This window comes from Gammaproteobacteria bacterium (assembly GCA_017999615.1).
Classification (GTDB): domain Bacteria; phylum Pseudomonadota; class Gammaproteobacteria; order JAABTG01; family JAABTG01; genus JAGNLM01.
This window is the reverse complement of sequence record JAGNLM010000012.1, coordinates 1-19457: the sequence shown is the minus strand read 5'-3', so window position 1 is coordinate 19457 and position 19457 is coordinate 1. Positions and strand designations below refer to the sequence as shown.

Annotated in this window: 24 protein-coding genes; 18 read left to right on the top strand and 6 right to left on the bottom strand. The window is 71.1% G+C overall.

From position 1 onward, the window contains the following. The first annotated feature begins 56 nt into the window (after positions 1-56). From dapF to ubiB, 8 genes are read left to right on the top strand one after another with little or no spacing between them, the layout of a single operon-like run. A complete protein-coding gene (gene dapF, locus KA217_09775; GenBank protein MBP7712735.1) occupies positions 57-887 on the top strand; it encodes a diaminopimelate epimerase in 831 nt (276 codons plus the stop codon). Continuing rightward, on the top strand, positions 884-1681 hold the full coding sequence (locus KA217_09770) for a DUF484 family protein (GenBank protein ID MBP7712734.1): 798 nt from the start codon (positions 884-886) through the stop codon (positions 1679-1681). The genes dapF and KA217_09770 overlap by 4 nt, the downstream gene beginning before the upstream one ends. A gap of 41 nt (positions 1682-1722) precedes the next feature. Further along, positions 1723-2634, top strand: coding sequence for a tyrosine recombinase XerC (xerC, locus tag KA217_09765; GenBank protein ID MBP7712733.1), 912 nt, complete (start codon positions 1723-1725; stop codon positions 2632-2634). Positions 2635-2661: 27 nt separating this feature from the next. Beyond that, positions 2662-3204 (top strand): ATP-dependent protease subunit HslV, encoded by a 543-nt coding sequence (gene hslV / locus KA217_09760; protein ID MBP7712732.1) that lies wholly within the window; start codon positions 2662-2664, stop codon positions 3202-3204. 52 nt (positions 3205-3256) lie between these two features. Next, positions 3257-4597 carry an ATP-dependent protease ATPase subunit HslU gene (hslU, locus tag KA217_09755; GenBank protein MBP7712731.1) on the top strand — a complete coding sequence of 447 codons (1341 nt, stop codon included), beginning with the start codon at positions 3257-3259 and terminating at the stop codon, positions 4595-4597. 57 nt (positions 4598-4654) lie between these two features. After that, the gene (locus KA217_09750; GenBank protein ID MBP7712730.1) at positions 4655-5026 is read left to right on the top strand and encodes a DUF971 domain-containing protein; all 372 of its coding nucleotides are present in this window, start codon (positions 4655-4657) and stop codon (positions 5024-5026) included. 16 nt (positions 5027-5042) lie between these two features. Then, a complete protein-coding gene (ubiE, locus tag KA217_09745; GenBank protein MBP7712729.1) occupies positions 5043-5783 on the top strand; it encodes a bifunctional demethylmenaquinone methyltransferase/2-methoxy-6-polyprenyl-1,4-benzoquinol methylase UbiE in 741 nt (246 codons plus the stop codon). Further along, positions 5783-7444, top strand: a complete 1662-nt coding sequence (gene ubiB, locus KA217_09740; protein ID MBP7712728.1) for a ubiquinone biosynthesis regulatory protein kinase UbiB — start codon at positions 5783-5785, stop codon at positions 7442-7444. Before ubiE ends, ubiB begins: the two co-directional genes overlap by 1 nt. 10 nt (positions 7445-7454) lie before the next feature. On the opposite strand, the gene KA217_09735 is transcribed toward ubiB, so the two are convergent. The 3 genes from KA217_09735 to KA217_09725 form a co-directional block, all read right to left on the bottom strand. Continuing rightward, the gene (locus tag KA217_09735) at positions 7455-8012 is read right to left on the bottom strand and encodes a DJ-1/PfpI family protein (GenBank protein MBP7712727.1); all 558 of its coding nucleotides are present in this window, start codon (positions 8010-8012) and stop codon (positions 7455-7457) included. A gap of 5 nt (positions 8013-8017) precedes the next feature. Continuing rightward, on the bottom strand, positions 8018-9373 hold the full coding sequence (locus tag KA217_09730; GenBank protein ID MBP7712726.1) for a S41 family peptidase: 1356 nt from the start codon (positions 9371-9373) through the stop codon (positions 8018-8020). Between the two features lie 105 nt (positions 9374-9478). Continuing rightward, positions 9479-10669, bottom strand: a complete 1191-nt coding sequence (locus KA217_09725; protein MBP7712725.1) for a peptidoglycan DD-metalloendopeptidase family protein — start codon at positions 10667-10669, stop codon at positions 9479-9481. A gap of 270 nt (positions 10670-10939) precedes the next feature. On the opposite strand from KA217_09725, the gene KA217_09720 reads away from it, so the two are divergent. From KA217_09720 to KA217_09705, 4 genes are read left to right on the top strand one after another with little or no spacing between them, the layout of a single operon-like run. After that, positions 10940-11152 carry a DUF2892 domain-containing protein gene (locus KA217_09720; GenBank protein MBP7712724.1) on the top strand — a complete coding sequence of 71 codons (213 nt, stop codon included), beginning with the start codon at positions 10940-10942 and terminating at the stop codon, positions 11150-11152. A 24-nt stretch (positions 11153-11176) separates the two neighbouring features. Further along, a complete protein-coding gene (locus KA217_09715; GenBank protein ID MBP7712723.1) occupies positions 11177-11596 on the top strand; it encodes a rhodanese-like domain-containing protein in 420 nt (139 codons plus the stop codon). Positions 11597-11652: 56 nt separating this feature from the next. Continuing rightward, positions 11653-12135, top strand: coding sequence for a protein-export chaperone SecB (gene secB, locus KA217_09710; protein MBP7712722.1), 483 nt, complete (start codon positions 11653-11655; stop codon positions 12133-12135). Then, positions 12119-13138 carry an NAD(P)-dependent glycerol-3-phosphate dehydrogenase gene (locus tag KA217_09705; protein MBP7712721.1) on the top strand — a complete coding sequence of 340 codons (1020 nt, stop codon included), beginning with the start codon at positions 12119-12121 and terminating at the stop codon, positions 13136-13138. Before secB ends, KA217_09705 begins: the two co-directional genes overlap by 17 nt. 16 nt (positions 13139-13154) lie before the next feature. Here the strand turns inward: KA217_09705 and KA217_09700 are convergent, their stop codons facing one another. The 3 genes from KA217_09700 to KA217_09690 all read right to left on the bottom strand — a co-directional run bounded on the left by KA217_09700 (position 13155) and on the right by KA217_09690 (position 15261). Next, the gene (locus tag KA217_09700; protein ID MBP7712720.1) at positions 13155-14228 is read right to left on the bottom strand and encodes a 3-deoxy-7-phosphoheptulonate synthase; all 1074 of its coding nucleotides are present in this window, start codon (positions 14226-14228) and stop codon (positions 13155-13157) included. A 121-nt stretch (positions 14229-14349) separates the two neighbouring features. Next, positions 14350-14823, bottom strand: a complete 474-nt coding sequence (locus KA217_09695; protein MBP7712719.1) for a cyclic nucleotide-binding domain-containing protein — start codon at positions 14821-14823, stop codon at positions 14350-14352. A gap of 21 nt (positions 14824-14844) precedes the next feature. After that, on the bottom strand, positions 14845-15261 hold the full coding sequence (locus KA217_09690; protein ID MBP7712718.1) for a hypothetical protein: 417 nt from the start codon (positions 15259-15261) through the stop codon (positions 14845-14847). A 128-nt stretch (positions 15262-15389) separates the two neighbouring features. Between KA217_09690 and tusD the strand changes: the two genes are divergently transcribed. The 6 genes from tusD to KA217_09660 all read left to right on the top strand — a co-directional run bounded on the left by tusD (position 15390) and on the right by KA217_09660 (position 19203). Continuing rightward, positions 15390-15782 carry a sulfurtransferase complex subunit TusD gene (gene tusD / locus KA217_09685; GenBank protein MBP7712717.1) on the top strand — a complete coding sequence of 131 codons (393 nt, stop codon included), beginning with the start codon at positions 15390-15392 and terminating at the stop codon, positions 15780-15782. 18 nt (positions 15783-15800) lie between these two features. Beyond that, on the top strand, positions 15801-16187 hold the full coding sequence (gene tusC / locus KA217_09680; GenBank protein ID MBP7712716.1) for a sulfurtransferase complex subunit TusC: 387 nt from the start codon (positions 15801-15803) through the stop codon (positions 16185-16187). An 11-nt stretch (positions 16188-16198) separates the two neighbouring features. Next, positions 16199-16501, top strand: a complete 303-nt coding sequence (gene tusB, locus KA217_09675; GenBank protein MBP7712715.1) for a sulfurtransferase complex subunit TusB — start codon at positions 16199-16201, stop codon at positions 16499-16501. Between the two features lie 41 nt (positions 16502-16542). Continuing rightward, positions 16543-16875, top strand: coding sequence for a TusE/DsrC/DsvC family sulfur relay protein (locus KA217_09670; protein MBP7712714.1), 333 nt, complete (start codon positions 16543-16545; stop codon positions 16873-16875). After that, complete coding sequence (locus KA217_09665; GenBank protein MBP7712713.1) at positions 16833-18488, top strand: HAMP domain-containing protein; 1656 nt, start codon at positions 16833-16835, stop codon at positions 18486-18488. The genes KA217_09670 and KA217_09665 overlap by 43 nt, the downstream gene beginning before the upstream one ends. Before the next feature lie 70 nt (positions 18489-18558). Then, entirely contained in the window at positions 18559-19203 is a 645-nt protein-coding gene (locus KA217_09660) for a response regulator (protein MBP7712712.1), read from the top strand. Positions 19204-19457 lie beyond the last annotated feature (254 nt).

The following is a 19457-nucleotide window of genomic DNA, read 5'->3' as shown; positions in this document are numbered from 1 at the left end:
CGCCAGAGACCCCGCGCGCTTCGACTCCCGGCACGTACGGCTAACCTAACGGCAGCATGCGTCTTTCCTTTACCAAGATGCACGGCCTCGGCAACGACTTCGTCGTGTTCGACGCGACGCGCCGTGCGCTGGATCTCACTCCGGAGCAGATCCGGTGGCTCGCCGACCGCCGCTTCGGGGTCGGTTGCGACCAGGTCCTGCTCGTGACGCCCCCCTCGGGGGCCGACGCGGACTTCGGCTACCGGATCTTCAACGCCGACGGCGGCGAGGTGGAGCAGTGCGGGAACGGCGCCCGCTGTTTCGCCCGTTACGTGCGGGAGAAGGGCCTCACCTCCAAGAGCGAGATCCGGGTCGAGACGCGGGCCGGGATCATCGTCCCGCGGGTCGAGGCCGACGGCGAGGTGACGGTCAACATGGGGCCGCCGCGGTTCGAGCCGGGGGCCCTTCCGTTCCTCGCCGAGGCGACCGCGGACGAGTATCTCCTCGACGTGGACGGGGAGGAAGTGCGGGTGGGGGCCGTCTCCATGGGCAACCCCCACGCGGTGCTGCGGGTGGCGGACGTGGACGAGGCCCCCGTGCGCACCCTGGGGCCCCGCATCGAGAATCACCCGCGCTTTCCCCGCCGGGTGAACGCGGGATTCCTGCAGATCGTCGACCCACGCCACGTCCGTCTGCGGGTCTGGGAGCGGGGCGCCGGTGAGACCCTCGCCTGCGGCACCGGGGCGTGCGCCGCAGTCGCGGCGGGGCGGCGCTGGTCGCTGCTCGAGGAGAGCGTGGACGTGGACCTGCCCGGGGGGCGGCTGCGGATCCGTTGGGACGGGAAGGGGGGGCCGGTGTGGATGACGGGTCCGGCGGTGACGGTCTTCGAGGGAGAGGTCGAACTATGAGCGCGGCGAGCACGGAGGGCGCCGGGGTGTCGGGGCTCGAGCAGGTCGTGGCCGACTACCTGCGGCAACACCCGGATTTCTTCATGCGCCACGGGGACCTGGTGGGGGAGATGGAGGTGCTCCACCCCTGTGGCCGGGCCGTGTCCCTGATCGAGTACCAGGTGACCGTCCTGCGCGACCAGAGTCACCAGCTCCGGCGCCGGCTCCAGGACCTGCTGGTCACCGCCCGCGAGAACGAGCAGCTGAGCGAGCGGGTGCACGGGCTGACCCTGGACCTCGTCGCCTGCCGCACGCTGCCGGAGGCCTTGCAGACCCTGTACCGGGCCCTGCGCGCGAGCTTCGGCGCCGAGCACGCCGCGGTGCGCCTCTTCGCCGCACCGGCGCAGCCCGCCGACGCGGCGCTGCCCGAGGTCCTGGGGCCCGACGAGCGCAGCCGCCGGCTCCTCGCTCCGATCCTGGGGATGGGGACCCCTCTCTGCGGGCGCGTGCCGGCTGAGCAGGCGCGGGCGCTGTTCGGCGAGGTGGGGGACCGGGTGCGCTCCGCGGCGCTGCTGCCGCTCGGAGGCGCAGGCCGCATCGGCGTGCTGGCGATCGGGAGCTCCGACGAGGCCCGCTACCAGCCCGGCATGGCCACGACCTTCCTGCGCCAGCTCGCGGACGTGGCCCGCGAGGTGATGCAGCGCTTTCTCGTCCTGCCGGCGGACCAGGTTCTCGGCGGCGAGGGCGGGCCCACGGAGGAAGGATCGGGCGCGGAGGCCTCTGCCGCGGAGGCTTCGGCCGTGCCCCTGCCTTGAGCGCGCCGGCCGCCCGGGAACGGGTGGAGCGGGCCGCGCCGGTGCCCGGGGGGGACCCCTGGGCGGCGCGTTTCGAAAGCCACCTCCTGCAGGAGCGGGGTCTCTCGCCCCGCACGGCGGGGTCCTACGGGCGCGATCTCGCGGACCTGGCGCGCTACCGTGCGGACCGGGGCCTCCCGGGTTGGGAGGCCCTGGACGACGAGCACGTGCGGGGGTTCGCCGCCTGGCGCCACCGCAACGGCGCGAGCGGCCCGAGCATCCAGCGGGCCCTTTCGGCGATCCGGGCCTTCTACCGGTTCCTGATCCGCGAGGGCGCCGCGCGGCGCAACCCCGCGGTGGGCGTCGCCGCCCCGAAATCCCCGCGCCGCCTGCCCCAGACGCTCGACCCCGACCAGGTGGCGGGCCTGCTGGAGGCGCCCTCCGGCAACGACCCGCTGGCCGTGCGCGACCGGGCGATCCTCGAGCTGTTCTATTCCTCGGGGCTGCGCCTCGCCGAGCTGGTGGGGCTCGACCTGCACCGGCTGAACCTCGAGGAAGGGACGGTCGACGTGTTGGGCAAGGGCCGCAAGCAGCGGATCGTCCCCGTGGGACGGCTCGCCCGCGAGGCCCTGGGGCGGTGGCTCGATGTGCGCAGGGGCCTGGCGCCGGCCGACGAGGCGGCGCTGTTCGTGGGGCGCAAGGGCCGGCGCCTGGGGGCGCGCGCCGTGGAGTACGTCGTGAAGCGGCGGGCCCGCGGGCAGGGCCTCGGCGCGGCGGTCCACCCGCACACCCTGCGCCACTCGTTCGCGAGCCACCTCCTCGAGTCGAGCGGCGACCTGAGGGCCGTGCAGGAGCTGCTCGGCCACGCGGACATCTCCACGACTCAGGTCTACACCCACCTGGACTTCCAGCACCTGGCCCGGGTCTACGACCAGGCCCACCCCCGGGCGAAGCGCCGGCGCGGGGTGGGGTAGAATGGCGGTGTGGCGCAGGACGGTTCCATGACGAGCTTCCACGGTACGACGGTCCTCTCGGTCCGCCGGGGGGGCACGGTCGTCGTGGGCGGCGACGGCCAGGTGACGCTCGGGAACACCGTGATGAAGGCCAATGCCCGCAAGGTCCGGCGGCTCTATCACGATCGGGTCCTGGCCGGCTTCGCGGGAGGTACCGCCGACGCCTTCACGCTGTTCGAGCGTTTCGAGGGCAAGCTCGAGAAGCACCAGGGGCACCTGGTGCGGGCGGCGGTGGAGTTGGCGAAGGACTGGCGCACCGACCGCATGCTGCGCCGGCTGGAGGCGTTGCTGGTGGTCGCCGACGCCCAGGCCTCGCTGATCCTCTCGGGCACCGGCGACGTGATCGAGCCCGAGGGCGGGCTGATGGCGATCGGCTCCGGCGGACCCTACGCCCAGGCCGCCGCGAGGGCGCTGCTGGAGAACACCGAGCTGGACGCCCGGACCATCGTCGAGAAGGCCCTGGCCGTGGCCGCGGACATCTGCATCTACACCAACCAACACATCACCGTCGAGGAGCTGACCGCAGGCTGAGTGGTCGTCCCCGGCCCCTCGCCGCCGCCCGCCCGCGTCGCAACCTTCCCCCATGTCCCAGATGACCCCTCGCGAGATCGTCCACGAGCTCAACAAGCACATCGTGGGGCAGGACCAGGCCAAGCGCGCCGTGGCGATCGCCCTGCGCAACCGCTGGCGCCGGTCCCAGGTCGGCGAGCCGCTGCGCGCCGAGATCACCCCGAAGAACATCCTGATGATCGGCCCGACGGGGGTGGGCAAGACCGAGATTGCGCGTCGCCTCGCGCGGCTCGCGGGCGCCCCGTTCATCAAGGTCGAGGCGACCAAGTTCACGGAGGTGGGCTACGTCGGGCGCGACGTGGAGTCGATCATCCGGGACCTGGTCGACGTCGCGATCAAGATGCGCCGCGAGGACGCCGTCGCCAGGGTGCGCCACCGTGCCGAGGACGCCGCGGAGGACCGCCTGCTGGACGCGCTCCTGCCCGCCCCGCGCGCCGACGTGGGCTTCGCGCCCTCTGCCCCCGCCGGGGAGGACGAGTCAGCGACCCGCCAGCGCTTCCGCAAGATGCTGCGCGAGGGGAAGCTGGACGAGCGGGAGGTGGAGGTGGAGCTCGCCGTCACCGGCGGCGGCGTGGAGATCATGACGCCGCCCGGGATGGAGGAGATGGCGGGTCAGCTCCAGGGCATGTTCCAGAATCTCGCCGGGCGGCGCACCCGCTCGCGGCGGCTCAAGGTGCGCGAGGCCTTCAAGCTCCTCACCGACGAAGAGGCCGGGAAGCTCGTCAACGAGGACGAGCTGAAGACCCGCGCGGTGCAGGACGTGGAGCAGAACGGGATCGTGTTCCTCGACGAGATCGACAAGGTCGCCCACCGGGGTGAGCTCGCGGGGCCGGACGTCTCGCGCGAGGGCGTCCAGCGCGACCTCCTGCCGCTCGTGGAGGGCTCCACGGTCTCGACCCGGTACGGGATGGTGCGCACCGACCACATCCTGTTCATCGCCTCCGGCGCCTTCCACCTCTCGAAGCCCTCGGACCTGATCCCGGAGCTCCAGGGCCGCCTGCCCATCCGGGTCGAGCTCGATGCCCTCGGGGTGGAGGACTTCGTGCGCATCCTGACCGAGCCCGACTCCTCGCTCACGATGCAGTACGCGGCGCTGCTCTCCACCGAAGGGGTCACGCTCGAGTTCACCCCCGACGGGCTGCGGCGCATCGCCGAGGTGGCCTGGCAGGTCAACGAGCGCACCGAGAACATCGGGGCGCGGCGCCTGCACACCGTGCTGGAGAAGCTCCTGGAGGAGGTGTCCTACGGGGCCCCCGAGCTTGCCGGTGAGCGGGTGGTGATCGACGGCGCCTACGTGGACCGCTGCCTGGCGGACCTCGCCGGCAACGAGGACCTGAGCCGCTACATCCTCTGACGTCCGTGACAGGGACGCGGCGGCCCCGGACAATGCTTTTCCCCGGAGACTGAGCCCATGGCCCCCAAGACCCCCAACCCGACCGAGATCAGCCTGCACCGGAAGTCCCGCGTGCTGGAGGTCGCCTTCGACGACGGCTCGCACTTCCACCTGCCCTGCGAGTACCTGCGGGTCTGCTCCCCCTCGGCGGAGGTGCGGGGTCACGGGCCGGGCCAGGAGACGCTGCAGGTGGGCAAGGAGTCGGTGAACATCGTGGAGGTCGAGCCGGTGGGGAACTACGCGGTTTGCCTGCGCTTCGACGACGGCCACGACACCGGCATCTACTCCTGGGAGACGCTCTACGACCTGGGCCGCAACTACGAGCCGTACTGGGAGGCCTACCTGCACGCCCTGAAGGACGCGGGGCACCAGCGCAAGGCGGCCGAGTGAGCGGCAGGAGTCCCGCGTGAGCACCACCGATTTCGGGTTCGAGAAGGTTCCGGAAGAGGACAAGGTCCGCCGGGTCGCCCAGGTCTTCGACTCGGTGGCGACTCGCTACGACCTGATGAACGATCTGATGTCCTTCGGCCTGCACCGGCTGTGGAAGCGCTTCGCGGTCGACGTGAGCGGGGTGCACGAGGGCGAGCGGATCCTCGACCTGGCGGGCGGGACAGGGGACGTGGCGGCCCTGCTGGCCGGGCGGGTCGGCCGGAAGGGCTCGGTGGTGGTCGCGGACATCAACCCCTCGATGCTCGGGGTGGGGCGCGAGCGCCTGGACGGGCGGGGGCTGGTGGGGAACGTCACCTACGCCCAGGCGAACGCGGAGCGGCTGCCCTTCGCCGAGGGCAGCTTCGACTGCGTCACCATGGCCTTCGGCCTGCGCAACGTCACCCACAAGGAGGCCGCGCTCGCCGAGACCCTGCGCGTCCTGCGCCCCGGGGGGCGGCTGCTCGTGCTCGAGTTCTCCCACGTGACCGTCTCTGCCCTGCGCCCGCTCTACGACCTCTACTCCCTGCACGGACTGCCGCTGATGGGCCGGCTGGTGGCCGGAGACGCGGACAGCTACCGCTACCTGGCCGAGTCCATCCGGATGCACCCCGACCAGGAAACGCTCAAGGGGATGATGGAGACAGCGGGCTTCGTGCACTGCGACTACCTGAACCACACGGGCGGCATCGTGGCCGTGCATCGCGGCTGGAAGCCGTAGTGGCAGTACGAGCCCTGCGCCTGTGGCGCACCCAGCGGGTCCTGCTGCGCAACGGGCTCGACGAGCTGCTGCCCGCCACCCGGCTGATGCGCCCCGTGCGCGTCCTGCGCTACCTCACGCCGTCCTACTGGCTGCGAGGGGCGCTCCCGCCCCCCGCGGTCCGTATCCGCAGGGCGCTGGAGGAGCTCGGCCCGATCTACGTGAAGTTCGGGCAGATCCTCTCCACGCGGCGCGACCTCCTTCCCGACGACCTCGCCGAGGAGCTGGCGAAGCTCCAGGACCAGGTCCCGCCGTTCCCCGGCCCCGAGGCCCGGCGCCTGGTGGAGCAGGCCTATGGCCGTCCCCTGGAGCAGGTGTTCCGGTATTTCGAGGAGGCGCCCATGGCCTCCGCCTCGGTGGCGCAGGTGCACCGGGCCGGGCTGCCGGACGGCCGGGAGGTGGTCGTCAAGGTCCTGCGGCCCGACATCGAACGCGTCATCACCCAGGACGTGGACCTCCTCGCGACCCTGGCCGATCTGGCGGAGCGCCACTGGCCCGAGGCCCGGCGGCTGCGTCCCCGCGAGGTGGTGGAGGAATACCGCAAGACCATCTTCGACGAGCTCGACCTGCTGCGCGAGGCGGCCTCGGCCTCCCAGGTGCGGCGCAACTTCTCCGGCTCGGAGCTCCTCTACGTGCCGGAGGTGTTCTGGCCACTCTGCCGGCGCAACGTCCTCGTGATGGAGCGGATCTCGGGGATCCCGGTGAGCGACCTCGCGGCACTGAAGGCGGCGGGGGTGGACCTGAAGGCGCTGGCGGAGCGGGGGGTGGAGATCTTCTTCACCCAGGTGTTCCGCGACAATTTCTTCCACGCGGACATGCACCCCGGGAACATCTTCGTCGACCGGGACCGCCCACCCCAGGCGCCCCGTTACCTGGCCGTGGACTTCGGCATCATGGGGAGCCTGTCGTCGGGGGACCAGCGCTACCTCGCCGAGAACTTCATCGCCTTCTTCAACCGGGACTACCGGCGGGTGGCGGAGGTCCAGGTGGCCTCGGGCTGGGTCCCGCCGGAGACCCGGGTCGAGGAGTTCGAGGGTGCCATCCGCACGGTCTGCGAGCCGATCTTCGAGCGCCCCTTCCGCGAGATCTCCTTCGGCATGGTGCTGCTGCGCCTGTTCCAGACCGCACGCCGCTTCGACATGGCGGTCCAACCGCAGCTCGTGCTGCTGCAGAAGACACTGCTGAACATCGAGGGGCTCGGCCGGCAGCTCTACCCGGACCTGGACCTCTGGTCCACCGCCAAGCCGTTCCTCGAGCGCTGGATGAGCGGGCAGGTCGGCGTGCGGGGGTTGGTCCGGCAGGCCCAGGCCAACGCGCCGCGCCTCGGCGAGATCGTGCCCCAGGTGCCGGGGCTCGCCTACGACCTCCTGCGCCAGGCGAACGAAGGCCGCCTGCGGGTGGAGTGGACCTCGCGGGAGCTCGCGGAGCTGCGCCAGGAGGTCCGCCGCGCGAGCCGGCGCAGCGTGCTGGCGATCGTGGGCGCGGCCCTGCTCGTGTCGGCCGCCGTCATCTACGGCCTGGACGGTTTCACGCCCCCCATGTGGGGCCGGATCCCGGTCGCCACGTGGGTCCTCGGCGCCCTCGGCGGGTTCCTCCTCGCCGTGGCGGTGTCGGAGGAATAGGCCGCCTGCGCTACCGGACGAGGGAGGCCTCGACCTCCTCGCGCTTCGCCCGGCCGACGAGCTGCTCCACCAGGGTGAGGGCGAAATCCATCGCCGTGCCCGGACCGCGGGAGGTGATCACCTTCCCGTCGGCCACCACCGCGTCGCCGCTCAGGGTGGCGCCCGCGGGAGCGATGGCGTCGAGCACGCCCGGATAGCCGGTGGCCTGCTTGCCGGCGAGCAGGCCGGCGCTCGCGAGCACCCGGGGCGCGGCACAGATGGCCGCCGTGAAGCGCCCGCTGTCCGCCATCGTCCGCAGCAGTGCGCGCACCCGCGGGTCGCGGTCCAGGCGGTCGGTCCCCGGCAGGCCCCCGGGCAGCACGACCATGGCGTAGTCCTCTCCGAGCGCGGTGTCCAGGTCGGTGTCGGGGACGAGGACCACGCCGTGACTGGCGCGCACCGGCCCCGGATCGAGCCCCGCCGTGACCACCGTGACCCCCGCCCGGCGCAGGAGGTCGACGATGGTGACCGCCTCGAGCTCCTCGCAGCCCTGCGCCAGCGGGACCAGCACCTTCGGGGAACCCGACATGGCACTCAATCCTGGGGGGCCTTCAGGATGCTGAGGCCCTTGAGCAAGGTGAGTGCGGCGTACACCGGGTAGTCCTCGCGGGCGAGGTTGCCCGGCTTCTCCTTGGCCTCCTTCCCGTCCTTCGCGTCCTTCGCGTCCTTCGCGTCCTTGCCCTCGGGCTTCTTCGCCGGCTTCGGTGCCGTGCCGTTGCTCAGGTGGCGCGAGAGGTCGGATTCCTTGAGCGCCTCGACCCCCTCGTCGACCTTCTCGAACTTCATGGCCTCGAGGGCGATGTCGGGGGTGATCCCTTCGGCCTGGATGGAGCGGCCGGAGGGCGTGTAGTACCGGGCGGTGGTGAGCTTCAGGGCCGCCCCGTTGTCCATCGGCAGGATGGTCTGCACGGAGCCCTTGCCGAAGGTCTTGCTGCCGAGGACGACCGCGCGCCGGTGATCCTGCAGCGCGCCGGCGACGATCTCCGACGCCGAGGCCGACCCGCCGTTCACCAGCACGACGATCGGGGCGCCCTTGAGGATGTCCGCAGGCTTCGCGTTGAACTTCATCTCGGCCTCGTTGCCGCGGCCGCGGGTCGAGACGATCACGCCCTTCTCCAGGAAGGCGTCGGCCACCGCGACGGCACCGTTCAGGACGCCGCCCGGATTGTTGCGCAGGTCGAGCACCACGCCCTTGAGCTCGCCGCCGCTCTGGCTCTTGAGCTGGTCGATCCCCTCGCGCAGGTTGTCGTCCGTGGGGGACTGGAACTGGGTGATGCGAACGTAGCCGTAACCGGGCTCGAGCAGACGGCTCTTGACGCTCTTCACCTTGATCACGTCACGCTCGATGGCGATCTTCAATGGCTGTTCCAGGCCCTCCCGCATGATGGTCAGGGTGATGGTGGTCCCCGGCTTGCCGCGCATGAGCTTCACGGCCTCGTTCAGGGTCATGCCCTTCACCGGCGTGTCGTCCAGCCGGATGATCAGGTCACCCGCCTTCACCCCCGCGCGCGCGGCCGGCGTGTCGTCGATCGGGGTCACCACCTTGACGAAGCCGTCCTCCATGCTGACCTCGATCCCGAGTCCGCCGAACTCGCCGGTGGTACCCGCCCGCAGGTCCTTGTACTCGTCTGGGTCCAGGTAGGTGGAGTGGGGGTCGAGCCCCGTCAGCATGCCGCGGATCGCCGAGGCGATGAGTGTCTTGTCGTCGACCGCCTCGACGTAGTCGCTCTTGATCTTCTCCAGCACCTCGGAGAAGGCCCGCAGGTCCTCCAGCGGGAGCGCTTGGGCGGGCTCCTTCTTTTCTGCGGACACCCCGTGGGTGAGCGACAGAAGCCCGCCGAGAACGAGACCCGCGAGCAGGACCGGCAGATTGCGCATGGCGTTTTTCATCGTGGCTCACGGCGCCGCTGCGCCGGTCATTCGGCAAGAGAGGATGGGAAGCATACCCCCCCGCTCCCCAGCGTCAAAGGGGACGTGCGCGGTGCGGGAGCCCGCTCAGCCGCGGCCGGGATTGCCCCGACACCACAGGGCGGGATTGAGCGGAGTGCCCTTCTGCCGGACCTCGAAGTAGAGTCCGGTCTCGCTCGAGCCCCCGGTGTCGCCCACCGTGGCCACGGCCTCTCCCGCCTCCACCCAGTCCCCGGCCTGCCGCAGCAGGCCCTGGTTCTGGCCGTAGAGCGTCATGAATCCCTCGCCGTGGTCCACGATGAGCAGCAACCCGAAGCCGCGCAGCCAGTCCGCGAACGCCACCCGTCCGGGGTGAACGGCGAGCACCGGCGAGCCGGCCGGGGCCTCGATCACGACGCCTTGCCAGGTGAGCCCGCCCGCGCGCGGGGCGCCGAACCCCGCGCGGACCCTCCCGCTCGCGGGCCAGGGCAGGCTGCCCCGGGAGTCGATGAAGCGGCGGCGCTCGCCGGCTCCCTCGGGGATGTCCGAGAGCGCCTGGCTCAGGCCCGCGATGACCCGTTCCAGCTGCTTCGCGCTGGTGGTGAGGCGCTCCAGCTCCGCGCCGGATGCGCGCAGCTCCGCGGCGAGGCGCGCGAGGACCGCCTGGCGGGCCCGGCGCTGCTCCGCCAGCTCCCTCTGGCCCGCCGTCTTCTCGGCCTGGAGCGCCCGCAGGCTCTCCTCCTCCCGGGCGAGGGCGTCCTCGACCTGAGCGAGGGCCGAGAGCTGCGCGCGCAGGCGCTCCACCTCCGCGGCGCGGGCGCGCTCCACCTGCCGGTGGTAGGTGAGGATCCGGGAGAGGCGGGACGGGTCTTTCTGGTTGAGGAGCAGCGCGAGGTAGTCGTGGCGTCCGCCGGCGTAGTCGGCGCGGACGAGCCGTGCGAGCAGGCGGCGCTGGGCTGCCAGCGCCTTCTCCAGGCCCTCGCGCTCGCGCGCCAGCGTATCGGTCCGGGCGCGGACCGCGCCGATGGCCTTCTCGGTCTGCCGCAGCTCCATGGCGAGCTGGGAGCCGGCGAGCTCCGCCGCACGAAGCTCCTCCTGCAGGCCCTCGCGGACCGTGCGCGTCTCCTCGAGCCGGCCGCGGACCTCCTCGATGCGCTGGCGCACGCCGCCGAGCTCCGCCTCCCGCGCCTCGCGTCCCGGGGGTGCCGGGGGGGGCGGGGGAGGGGGGGGAGCGCCAGGGAGCTCCGCCGTGGCGAGGACCGCCGCCGCGACGGCGACCACGATGAGCCCTCGATTCACGCCGCCCTGCCGTTCCGAAAGCATGTCCAGGGGGCGACAGCCTACCACGGGCCTGGCCGGGAGGGCCGCGCGGCAGGTGCCGCGGCCTCTCCCGGTCCACACCCCGTGACCGGCGGCAAGTCGTGGCTCGGCTTGCGATCCTGCGCGACACGGGTATCCTCACGGCCGGTAGGGACGCCGGCCGGAAATGCCCGGTCGGCGATGTTCGTGCCGGGCGACCGCCCGCAGGGGCCGGGCCAGGCGCTTCGTTACGGGACGGGGGAGGATTCGATGACCACCGAGCGCATCGTGCGGATCGTCGCGGGACTCATGATTCTGTTAACGGTCGGCCTCGGGCTGCCGGGCAGCCCGATCTTCGCCAGCCAGTACTGGCTCTGGTTCACCGCGTTCATCGGCCTGAATCTCCTCCAGAGCGGCTTCACGCGGTTCTGCCCGCTCGACATGATCCTGCGCAAGCTCGGCGTGCAGGCCGGCGGACTGTAAGAGGCACCGGCCACCGTGGAGCAACTGCTGGAGTTCGCCAGTCATCACCTGGGCCTCTTCGCGGCCCTTGGCATCATCCTGGCCATTCTGGCCTGGACCGGGCTGCAGGGCCGCCTGGGGGGAGTCCGGTCCATCGGGCCCGCCGAGGCGACTCTCCTGATCAACCACGAGGACGCCGTGGTGCTGGACGTGCGCGAGCCGAGCGAGGTCAAGGACGGGGTCATCCTGAGCTCCGTCCACATCCCCGTCGGCCAGCTCAAGGACAGCCTCGGCAAGCTGCAGAAGTACCGGGAGCGGCCGATCATCGTGGGGTGCCGCTCGGGGAGCCGCTCGCAGGCGGCCTGCGCGACCCTCTCGCGAGGGGGCTTCACCCGGGTCTACAACCTGCGGGGTGGGATGCTGGCCTGGCAGAACGCCAACCTGCCGCTGGTTCGAGGAAAATAAGGCACACCTCAGGCCCAAGGCGTACCTCAAACCCAACACGATCGGGAGCACGAGCCATGGCAGCACCGGAAGAGGCCGCCGCTGGCGGACAGGCCCAGAAGCAACTGGCCATCCAGCGGATCTATGTGAGGGACATCTCCTTCGAGGCGCCCAACGCCCCCAACGTCTTCAGCCGGGAGTGGCGCCCGGAGGTGAGCATGAACCTGGGGACCGCGAGCCGCGTTGTCGGGCCGAACCAGCACGAGGTCACGCTGACGGCGACCGTCACCGTGAAGTCGGGCGAGGAGACCGCCTTCCTGGTGGAGGTCAAGCAATCCGCGGTCTTCGTGGTCGTCGGTTTCAGCGACGCCGAGATGGGCCCGATCCTCGGGAGCTATTGCCCCAACGTGCTGTTCCCGTACCTGAGGGAGACCGTGTCGGACCTGGTCACCCGCGGCGGCTTCCCCCAGTTCCTCATGGCGCCGGTCAACTTCGAGGCCCTGTACGCGCAGCACCTGCGCCAGCAGGGGGCCCAGGCAGCCTCTGCCGCGCCGAACTGAGGCCGTGAGCATCGCGGTCCTGGGGGCGGGCTCCTGGGGGACCTCGCTCGCCGTCCTCCTCGCCCGCAACGGTGTCCCCACCGACATGTGGGGACACGACCCCGCCCACATGGGGCGTCTCGCCCGCGACCGGGAGAACGTCGAGTTCCTCCCGGGGGTGCCCCTTCCGGAGAGTCTGGGTCTGTCGGCCGACCTCGGCGCGGTCCTGGCCCGGGCCGGCGACCTGCTGCTGGTCGTACCGAGTCAGTTCTTCGGTCAGGTGCTGGAGCGCGTGCGCCCGGCGCTGCGGCCAGGGTCGCGGGTCGCCTGGGCGACCAAGGGTCTCGAGCCCGAGACGGCGAGACCGCTGCACGAGGTGGTCGGCGAGCACCTGGGCCTGGATGTCCCGGTCGCGGTGGTCTCGGGCCCCACCTTTGCGCGGGAGGTGGCCCGAAGTCTGCCCACCGCCCTCACGGTCGCCTCGCCCGACGAAGCCTTCGCCCGGGACCTCGCGCTGGCCCTGCACAGCCCCACCTTCCGGGTCTACGTGAGCCACGACCTGGTGGGCGTGGAGGTCGGGGGCGCGGTCAAGAACGTGCTGGCGATCGCCGCCGGGATCGCGGACGGCCTCGGTTTCGGCGCGAACACGCGGGCCGCCCTGATCACCCGCGGGCTCGCCGAGATGATGCGGCTCGGGGTCGCCATGGGCGGGGAGCGCGAGACCCTCATGGGCCTCGCGGGGCTCGGGGACTTGGTGCTCACCTGCACCGACGACCAGTCGCGCAACCGGCGCATGGGGCTGACGCTCGCCCGCGGCGCCTCGGTGCAGGAGGCCGAGGCCGCCATCGGCCAGGTGGTGGAGGGGGTCGGGACGACGCGGGAGGTCGAGCGGGTGGCGAGCCGGTACGGCGCCGAGATGCCCATCTGCCACGCCGTCTACCGCGTCCTCTACGAGGGGCTCGATCCCCGCGAGGCGGTGCGCGCCCTGCTGGCGCGCGAGGACGCCCACCCCGAGCGCAGGTAGGCAGGCGGTTTGGCGCTCAGCCCTCGCGGCGCTCGCGCACCGCCCGGGCCAGGGTCTCCAGCACCGGGACGGTCTCGTCCCAGGCCAGGCAGGCGTCGGTGATGCTCTGGCCGTAGACCAGCGGTTGACCCGGGACCACGTCCTGACGCCCCCCCACGAGGTGACTCTCGATCATGGCGCCGACGATCCTGCGGTCACCGGCGGCGATCTGGCGGGCGACGTCCTCCGCGACGGCGATCTGCAGGCGCGGGTCCTTCGCGCTGTTGGCGTGGCTGAAGTCGATCATGACCCGTTCGGGCAGGCCGGCCTTGCGCAGCTGCTGGGAGGCGTCGTCGACCGCGGCCTTGTCGTAGTTGGGTTTGCGCCCGCCGCGCAGGATGATGTGGGTGTCCTCGTTGCCCCGCGTGGCGAAGATCGCCGAGTGCCCTGCCTTGGTGTAGGACAGGAAGCGGTGGGGCCGGGAGGAGGAGCGGATGGCGTCGATGGCGATTCGCACGTTGCCGTCGGTCCCGTTCTTGAACCCCACGGGACAGGACAGGCCGGAGGCGAGCTCGCGGTGGACCTGGCTCTCCGTGGTCCGGGCGCCGATGGCGCCCCAGCTGATCAGGTCGTTCACGTACTGCGGGGTGATCAGGTCCAGGTACTCGGTGGCCGCCGGTATCCCCTTCTCGTTGATGTCCACGAGCAGGTGACGGGCGAGGCGCAACCCCTTGTTGATGCGGAAGGTCTGGTCCAGGTCGGGGTCGTTGATGAGCCCCTTCCAGCCGACCGTCGTACGCGGCTTCTCGAAGTACACCCGCATGACGACGTACAGGGCGTCGGCGAGCCTCTCCCGTAGCGGCAGCAGCCGCCCGGCGTATTCCCGCGCTGCGTTCACGTCGTGGATCGAACAGGGCCCTACCACCACCAGCAGTCGGTCGTCCTGCCCGAGGAGGATCTCCCGGATGACCTGCCGGGCCTCGAAGGTCGTGCGCAGCGCGGCTTCCGAGCCCGGGCACTCCGCGTGCACCTCCGCGGGCGTGCTGACCGCGTCGATCGACGCGATGCGCACGTCCTCGGTGCGGTACGGTGGACGATGGGGAGTGCTCATGCCTTGGGCCCTGTATTTCTTTCAATTCTACCACGGACCGACCCCCTGGCCGGCCCGCGGCTGCCGGGCCTCGGAGCGAGGTCCGGCGGCGCCGTCCCCGCTCGACCGCCGCCGCGGCCCGTCACAGGTGCCGATCGATCTGGTGGGCCTTGAGGCCCCAGCTGAACACCGACAGGAAGCGGCGATTGGCCGTGCGCAGGCGCTCCACCAGCGTTTGCACGATGTGGCGCAGGACGAAGTAGCCCTGGGCCGGGTGCAGGTCCAGATAAGCGAGCAGCGACTGGCCGTCCACGATGGCGATCTCGCAGTCGGTCACCGCCACGACGGTGGCGCTCCGCGGCTCGTCGTCGAACAGGCACAGTTCCCCGAAGACCTGACCGGCGTGCAGCTCGCAGAACCCGGGGTGGACGCGGCGCTGGTCCTCGAGCTCCACCGTGCCCCTCACCTCGACCGTGCCCGAGAGGATGAGGAACACGTCCCTGGCCTGTTCGCCCTCGTGGACGATGGTGTCGCGCGGCCCGAAACCGGCGCGCCGCCACACCTGCCCCTCCGGAAAGTCCGGCTCGTCGAGCAGCGCGTGAAGGGGCGAGCGCATCGATGGCCTCCTCGGGTGCCCTCAGCCTTTTCCGGCGACCCGGTCCAACTGGCGCCGGTCGCGCTTGGTGGGCCGCCCGGCGCCGGCGTCGCGGATCGGTGCGGCGCGGCGCTCGGCCGCCGCGCGCTCCCGGGCCTCCCGGCTCGCGGGGGTCTCCTCGTAGAGCCGTGACGCCTCGGCAAAGGGCCGGCGCTGGGTCGCAAGACTGACCACGATGACCTCCAACTCCACGTCGCCCTTGCCCACTCGCACCCGGCTCCCGGGCCGGACCAGCCGCGAGGGCTTGGCGCGCAGGCCGTCCACGTGCACCCGCCCGCCCTCGACCGCCTCGGTCGCGAGCGACCGGGTCTTGAAGAACCGCGCGACCCAGAGCCACTTGTCGAGCCGCTGACCCGGCTCGCCGGCCTCCGGGACGGTGTGACGCCCGCTCCCCTTCATGGACGTGCCCTCCCGGCCCAGACACCGCTCTCGGCCGATGCGGGATTGACGGGACGCGAAGCCGCCGGGCCGGAAGGCCTCGCCCAGATGCGACATTATTCACTATTCTTGGAGGCATGGGCGCTCCGATGAAGTTCGCGATCCAGGTCAACGAAGGTCCGTACCAACACCAGGCCTCGGATTCGGCGTACCAATTCACCCGGGCGGTGCTGGAGAAGGGCCACCAGGTGGTACGGGTCTTCTTCTTCCACGACGGCGTGAACAACGCGACCCGTCTCGCGTCGCCGCCGCAGGACGACCGCAACGTGGGGCAACGCTGGTCGGAGCTCGCCGAGCGCTACGACCTGGACCTCGTGGTCTGCGTGGCGGCGGCCCAGCGCCGCGGGATCGTCGACGCCGACGAGGCCGGAAGGCACGGCAAGGACGCGACCAATCTGGCGCCGCGGTTCCGGATCTCGGGCCTCGGTCAGTTGATCGAGGCGGCCATCGAGTCCGACCGCCTGGTGGTCTTCGGCGATTGAGCGCAGGAGGGTCGGGGCGTGGAGGACGGGACGCAGGGGGTCGGCACGGTCAAGCGCTTCCTCTTCGTGAACCGCCGGGCACCCTGGGGCACCGCCTATGCCCTGGAGGCGCTGGATGCCGTGCTTATTGCCGCGGCCTTCGATCAGGACGTGAGCGTGCTGTTCGTGGACGACGGCGTGTACCAGATCAAGAAAGGGCAGGACACGCGGGCCATTGGCGTGAAGAATTGCTCCCCGGCCTACGGGGCGCTCGCGACCTGTGACGTGGACAAGCTCTACGTGGAGCGGGAGTCGCTCGAGGCCCGGGGGCTCGGCGAGCGGGACCTGCTCGTCCCCGTGCGGGTGCTGGGGGCCCAGGAGGTCGCGGAACTGATGGACCAGCAGGACGTCATCCTCAGCTTCTGACCGGGGGAGCCATGCTGCATACCGTCAACCGGTCACCCTTCGAGAAGAGCTCGCTGGAGAGCGCACTGCGCCTGGCGAAGCCGGGCAGTGCGCTGCTGCTCCTGGAGGACGCCGTGTACGCGGCGGTTACAGGCACGGTCCTGGAGGAGAGGATGCGCGAGGCGGCCCGCCGGCTCAGGGTCCACGTCCTCGGTCCGGACCTTCAGGCGCGCGGCCTGGAGGAGGGCGCGCTGATCGAAGGCATCGGTGTCGTCGATTACGGCGGTTTCGTCGATCTGGCGGTGGAGAACGACAAGGTCCAGGCCTGGGTCTAGGTGAGCGAGACCTGTCATCACGAAAAGCGGGAGAGAGCTACATGCCCATCGAAGTCCATGGGAAGCTTCTGGATACCGACGAGGAGGGATACCTTCGCAACATGCAGGAGTGGTCGCCTGCGGTCGCCGAGGCCATGGCGGCCGAGGACCATCTCACCCTCACCCCGGACCACTGGGAGATCATCCACTTCCTCCGGGAGTACTACCGGGAGTACCAGATCGCCCCGGCGGTGCGGGTCCTGACGAAGGCCGTGGGCAAGAAGCTCGGCCCGGAAAAGGGCAACAGCAAGTACCTCTACGAGCTCTTCCCCTACGGTCCGGGCAAGCTCGCGTGCAAGTACGCCGGACTGCCGAAGCCGACTGGCTGCGTCTAGAGGAGACGGTGCGCCCGGACGACGGTTGCGGGTTGGTCGATGCGGGTGCGGGCTCGCCCCTGCAGCGCTGGGTCGCATGCCTGCTGCGGGCGCTCGGCCGCCCGGTCAGCTTTCTCGGCGGACCGGTGTGCCGACCCCTTGCCGCGCTGCTGGCTCTGCTCGGTCTCTGCCTTGCCTGCGCTGCGGGGGCTCTGGTGCTCGGGGCGGGGCCGCGTCCCCTCTTCGTGGCCCAGCTCGTGGTCCTCGGCGGAGCCCTCGGCCTGGTGTCGCTGCTCTATCGCAGGGTCGACCGGCAGCTCCTCGGCCCCCTGGCGCAGCTGCGGGACTGGGCGCGGCGGATGCGCGGGGGAGACCTCGGCGCGCGCCTCCCGGTGCCGGCCGGGGGCGAGTTCCAGCGGGTCGCCGAGGACATCAACGACCTCGGGGACGCGCTGCAGCGCCTGAGCGAACGGATGGACCAGGAGGTCCACCGCCACACGGAAACGCTGGCGCAGAAGACCCGCTCGCTGCAAGTCCTCTACGACGTGGCCGCCAGCGTCAACCTGTTCAACGACCTGAACGACCTGCTGACGCGCTTCCTGCACACCCTGATCGACGTGGTCAAAGCCCAGGCCGCGACCGTTCGGCTCCTGGAGAAGGACGGGCAGATGCGCCTGGTGGCGAGCGTGGGGCTCTCGGAGCAGAGGCCTGCCCGGGAGCCCCCGCCGCCCGGGGGTCCCCCGGCCTGGGCCACCGTCATCGCGCGGGAGGAGGGGGGCGAGGCCGCCTTGCCCGATGGTCCGCCGCCCCTCATGGTCGAGGGGCTGCACACCATCTCGGTGCCCTTGCGTTACCACGGCAAGACGCTCGGGGTCTACGACCTGTTCGTGGAGCAGGCGGAGCTCGCCGAGCGGGGCGATCTGCGGGACCTTCTCACCAGCATCGGCCGGCACCTGGGCATGGCCGTGGAGAAGGTCCGGGTCGACGCCCAGGCCCAGCGCCTCTCCATCATGCAGGAGCGCAACCTCCTGGCCCACGAGCTGCACGACTCTCTGGCGCAGACGCTCGCGAGCCTGCGCTTCCAGGTGCGAATGCTGGACGACACCCTTGCCCAGGGGAGCACGGCCCAGGCGCGGCGGGAGCTGGACCGGATTCAGAACAGCCTGGAGGAGGCGAACGCGGAGTTGCGGGGGCTGCTGGAGCAGTTTCGCGCCCCCATCGACCGCCGGGGGCTGCTGGCCGCGCTGGAGGGGCTGGTGGAGCGGTTCCGGCGCGAGACCGGGATCGTCACGTTCTTCCAGAAGGAGTGCGCCCACGCCGAGCTCGCCGCGAGCCAGGAGATGCAGGTGGTGCGCATCGTCCAGGAGTGCCTCGCCAACATCCGCAAGCACAGCCACGCCCACGCCGTGCGCATCCTCTTGCGCTGCGACCCCGAAGGCCACTACCACGTGATGGTGGAGGACGACGGAGTGGGGTTTGGCGAAGAGGTCGAGGCCGCCGACGCCGGTGAGCACCTCGGGCTCGCCATCCTCCAGGAGCGGGCGCGCCGCCTCGGAGGTGAGCTCAGCGTGGAAAGCGAGCCGGCGGAGGGGACGCGGGTCGAGCTAAACTTCAGCAACGCCCGCGCGCGATGACCAGCGCCTTCCAAGAGGTCGCCGGGCGCGGGGTGTCTGGGACTGGTGCAGACGGAGACTCGGGGCCGACGTGCGAATCCTGATCATCGACGACCACGCGCTCTTTCGCGGCGGGCTGCGTGAGCTGCTGCAGCGCAGGGGCATCGAGGTGGTGGCCGCCGTCGGCGCGGGCGACGAAGGATGCCGCCTGGCCGCCGAGCTGTTGCCCGACGTGGTCCTCCTCGACCTGCGCATGCCCGGGATGGACGGCCTCACGGCCATCCACGAACTGCGGCGCGCCGGCTTCTCGGCCCCCGTGGTCATGCTGACGACCAGCCACGAGGAGCGTGACCTCGTGGAGAGCCTGCGCAGCGGGGCCCAGGGGTATCTCCTGAAGGACATGGAGCCGGACGAGCTGGTCAGCGCCCTTCACGACGTGGTGGGCGGCCGGACCGTGGTCGCCCCGGACATGGCTGGAGTCCTGGCCCGGGCCCTCCAGAAGGACACCCCACCGCACCCGGGCCGGCTGTCCTTCTCGACCCTGACCCGGCGGGAAATGGACATTCTCTGCCACCTGGCCGCCGGGCAGAGCAACAAGGTCATCGCCCGGGAGCTGGGCATTTCCGACGGGACCGTCAAACTCCACGTGAAGTCGATCCTGCGTAAGCTCGAGGTGCACTCGCGCGTGGAGGCGGCGGTGATTGCCGTCGAGCGCGGGCTTTGCCCCAAGTCCTGAGGTCTCGCCGCCGCCGGGGCCCCTCGATGCCCTCGTCCCCGCGTGCAGGCCCCGTGCAGGCTACGGCGGGTCGCGGCCCTGATCGCGACCCCGGTGCGAGTTGCAGGCACGGGTCGATTTGCCTATATAGTGCCTGGAAAGAAACCCATAAACGCCAGCCAAAACAGCGTGTTATACTATGCGCCGAAGGCCGAAGATGCGGCGCTTCACAAGCCTCCAGGCTCAGACGTCGGCGCTAACCTGTTGAATTGTCC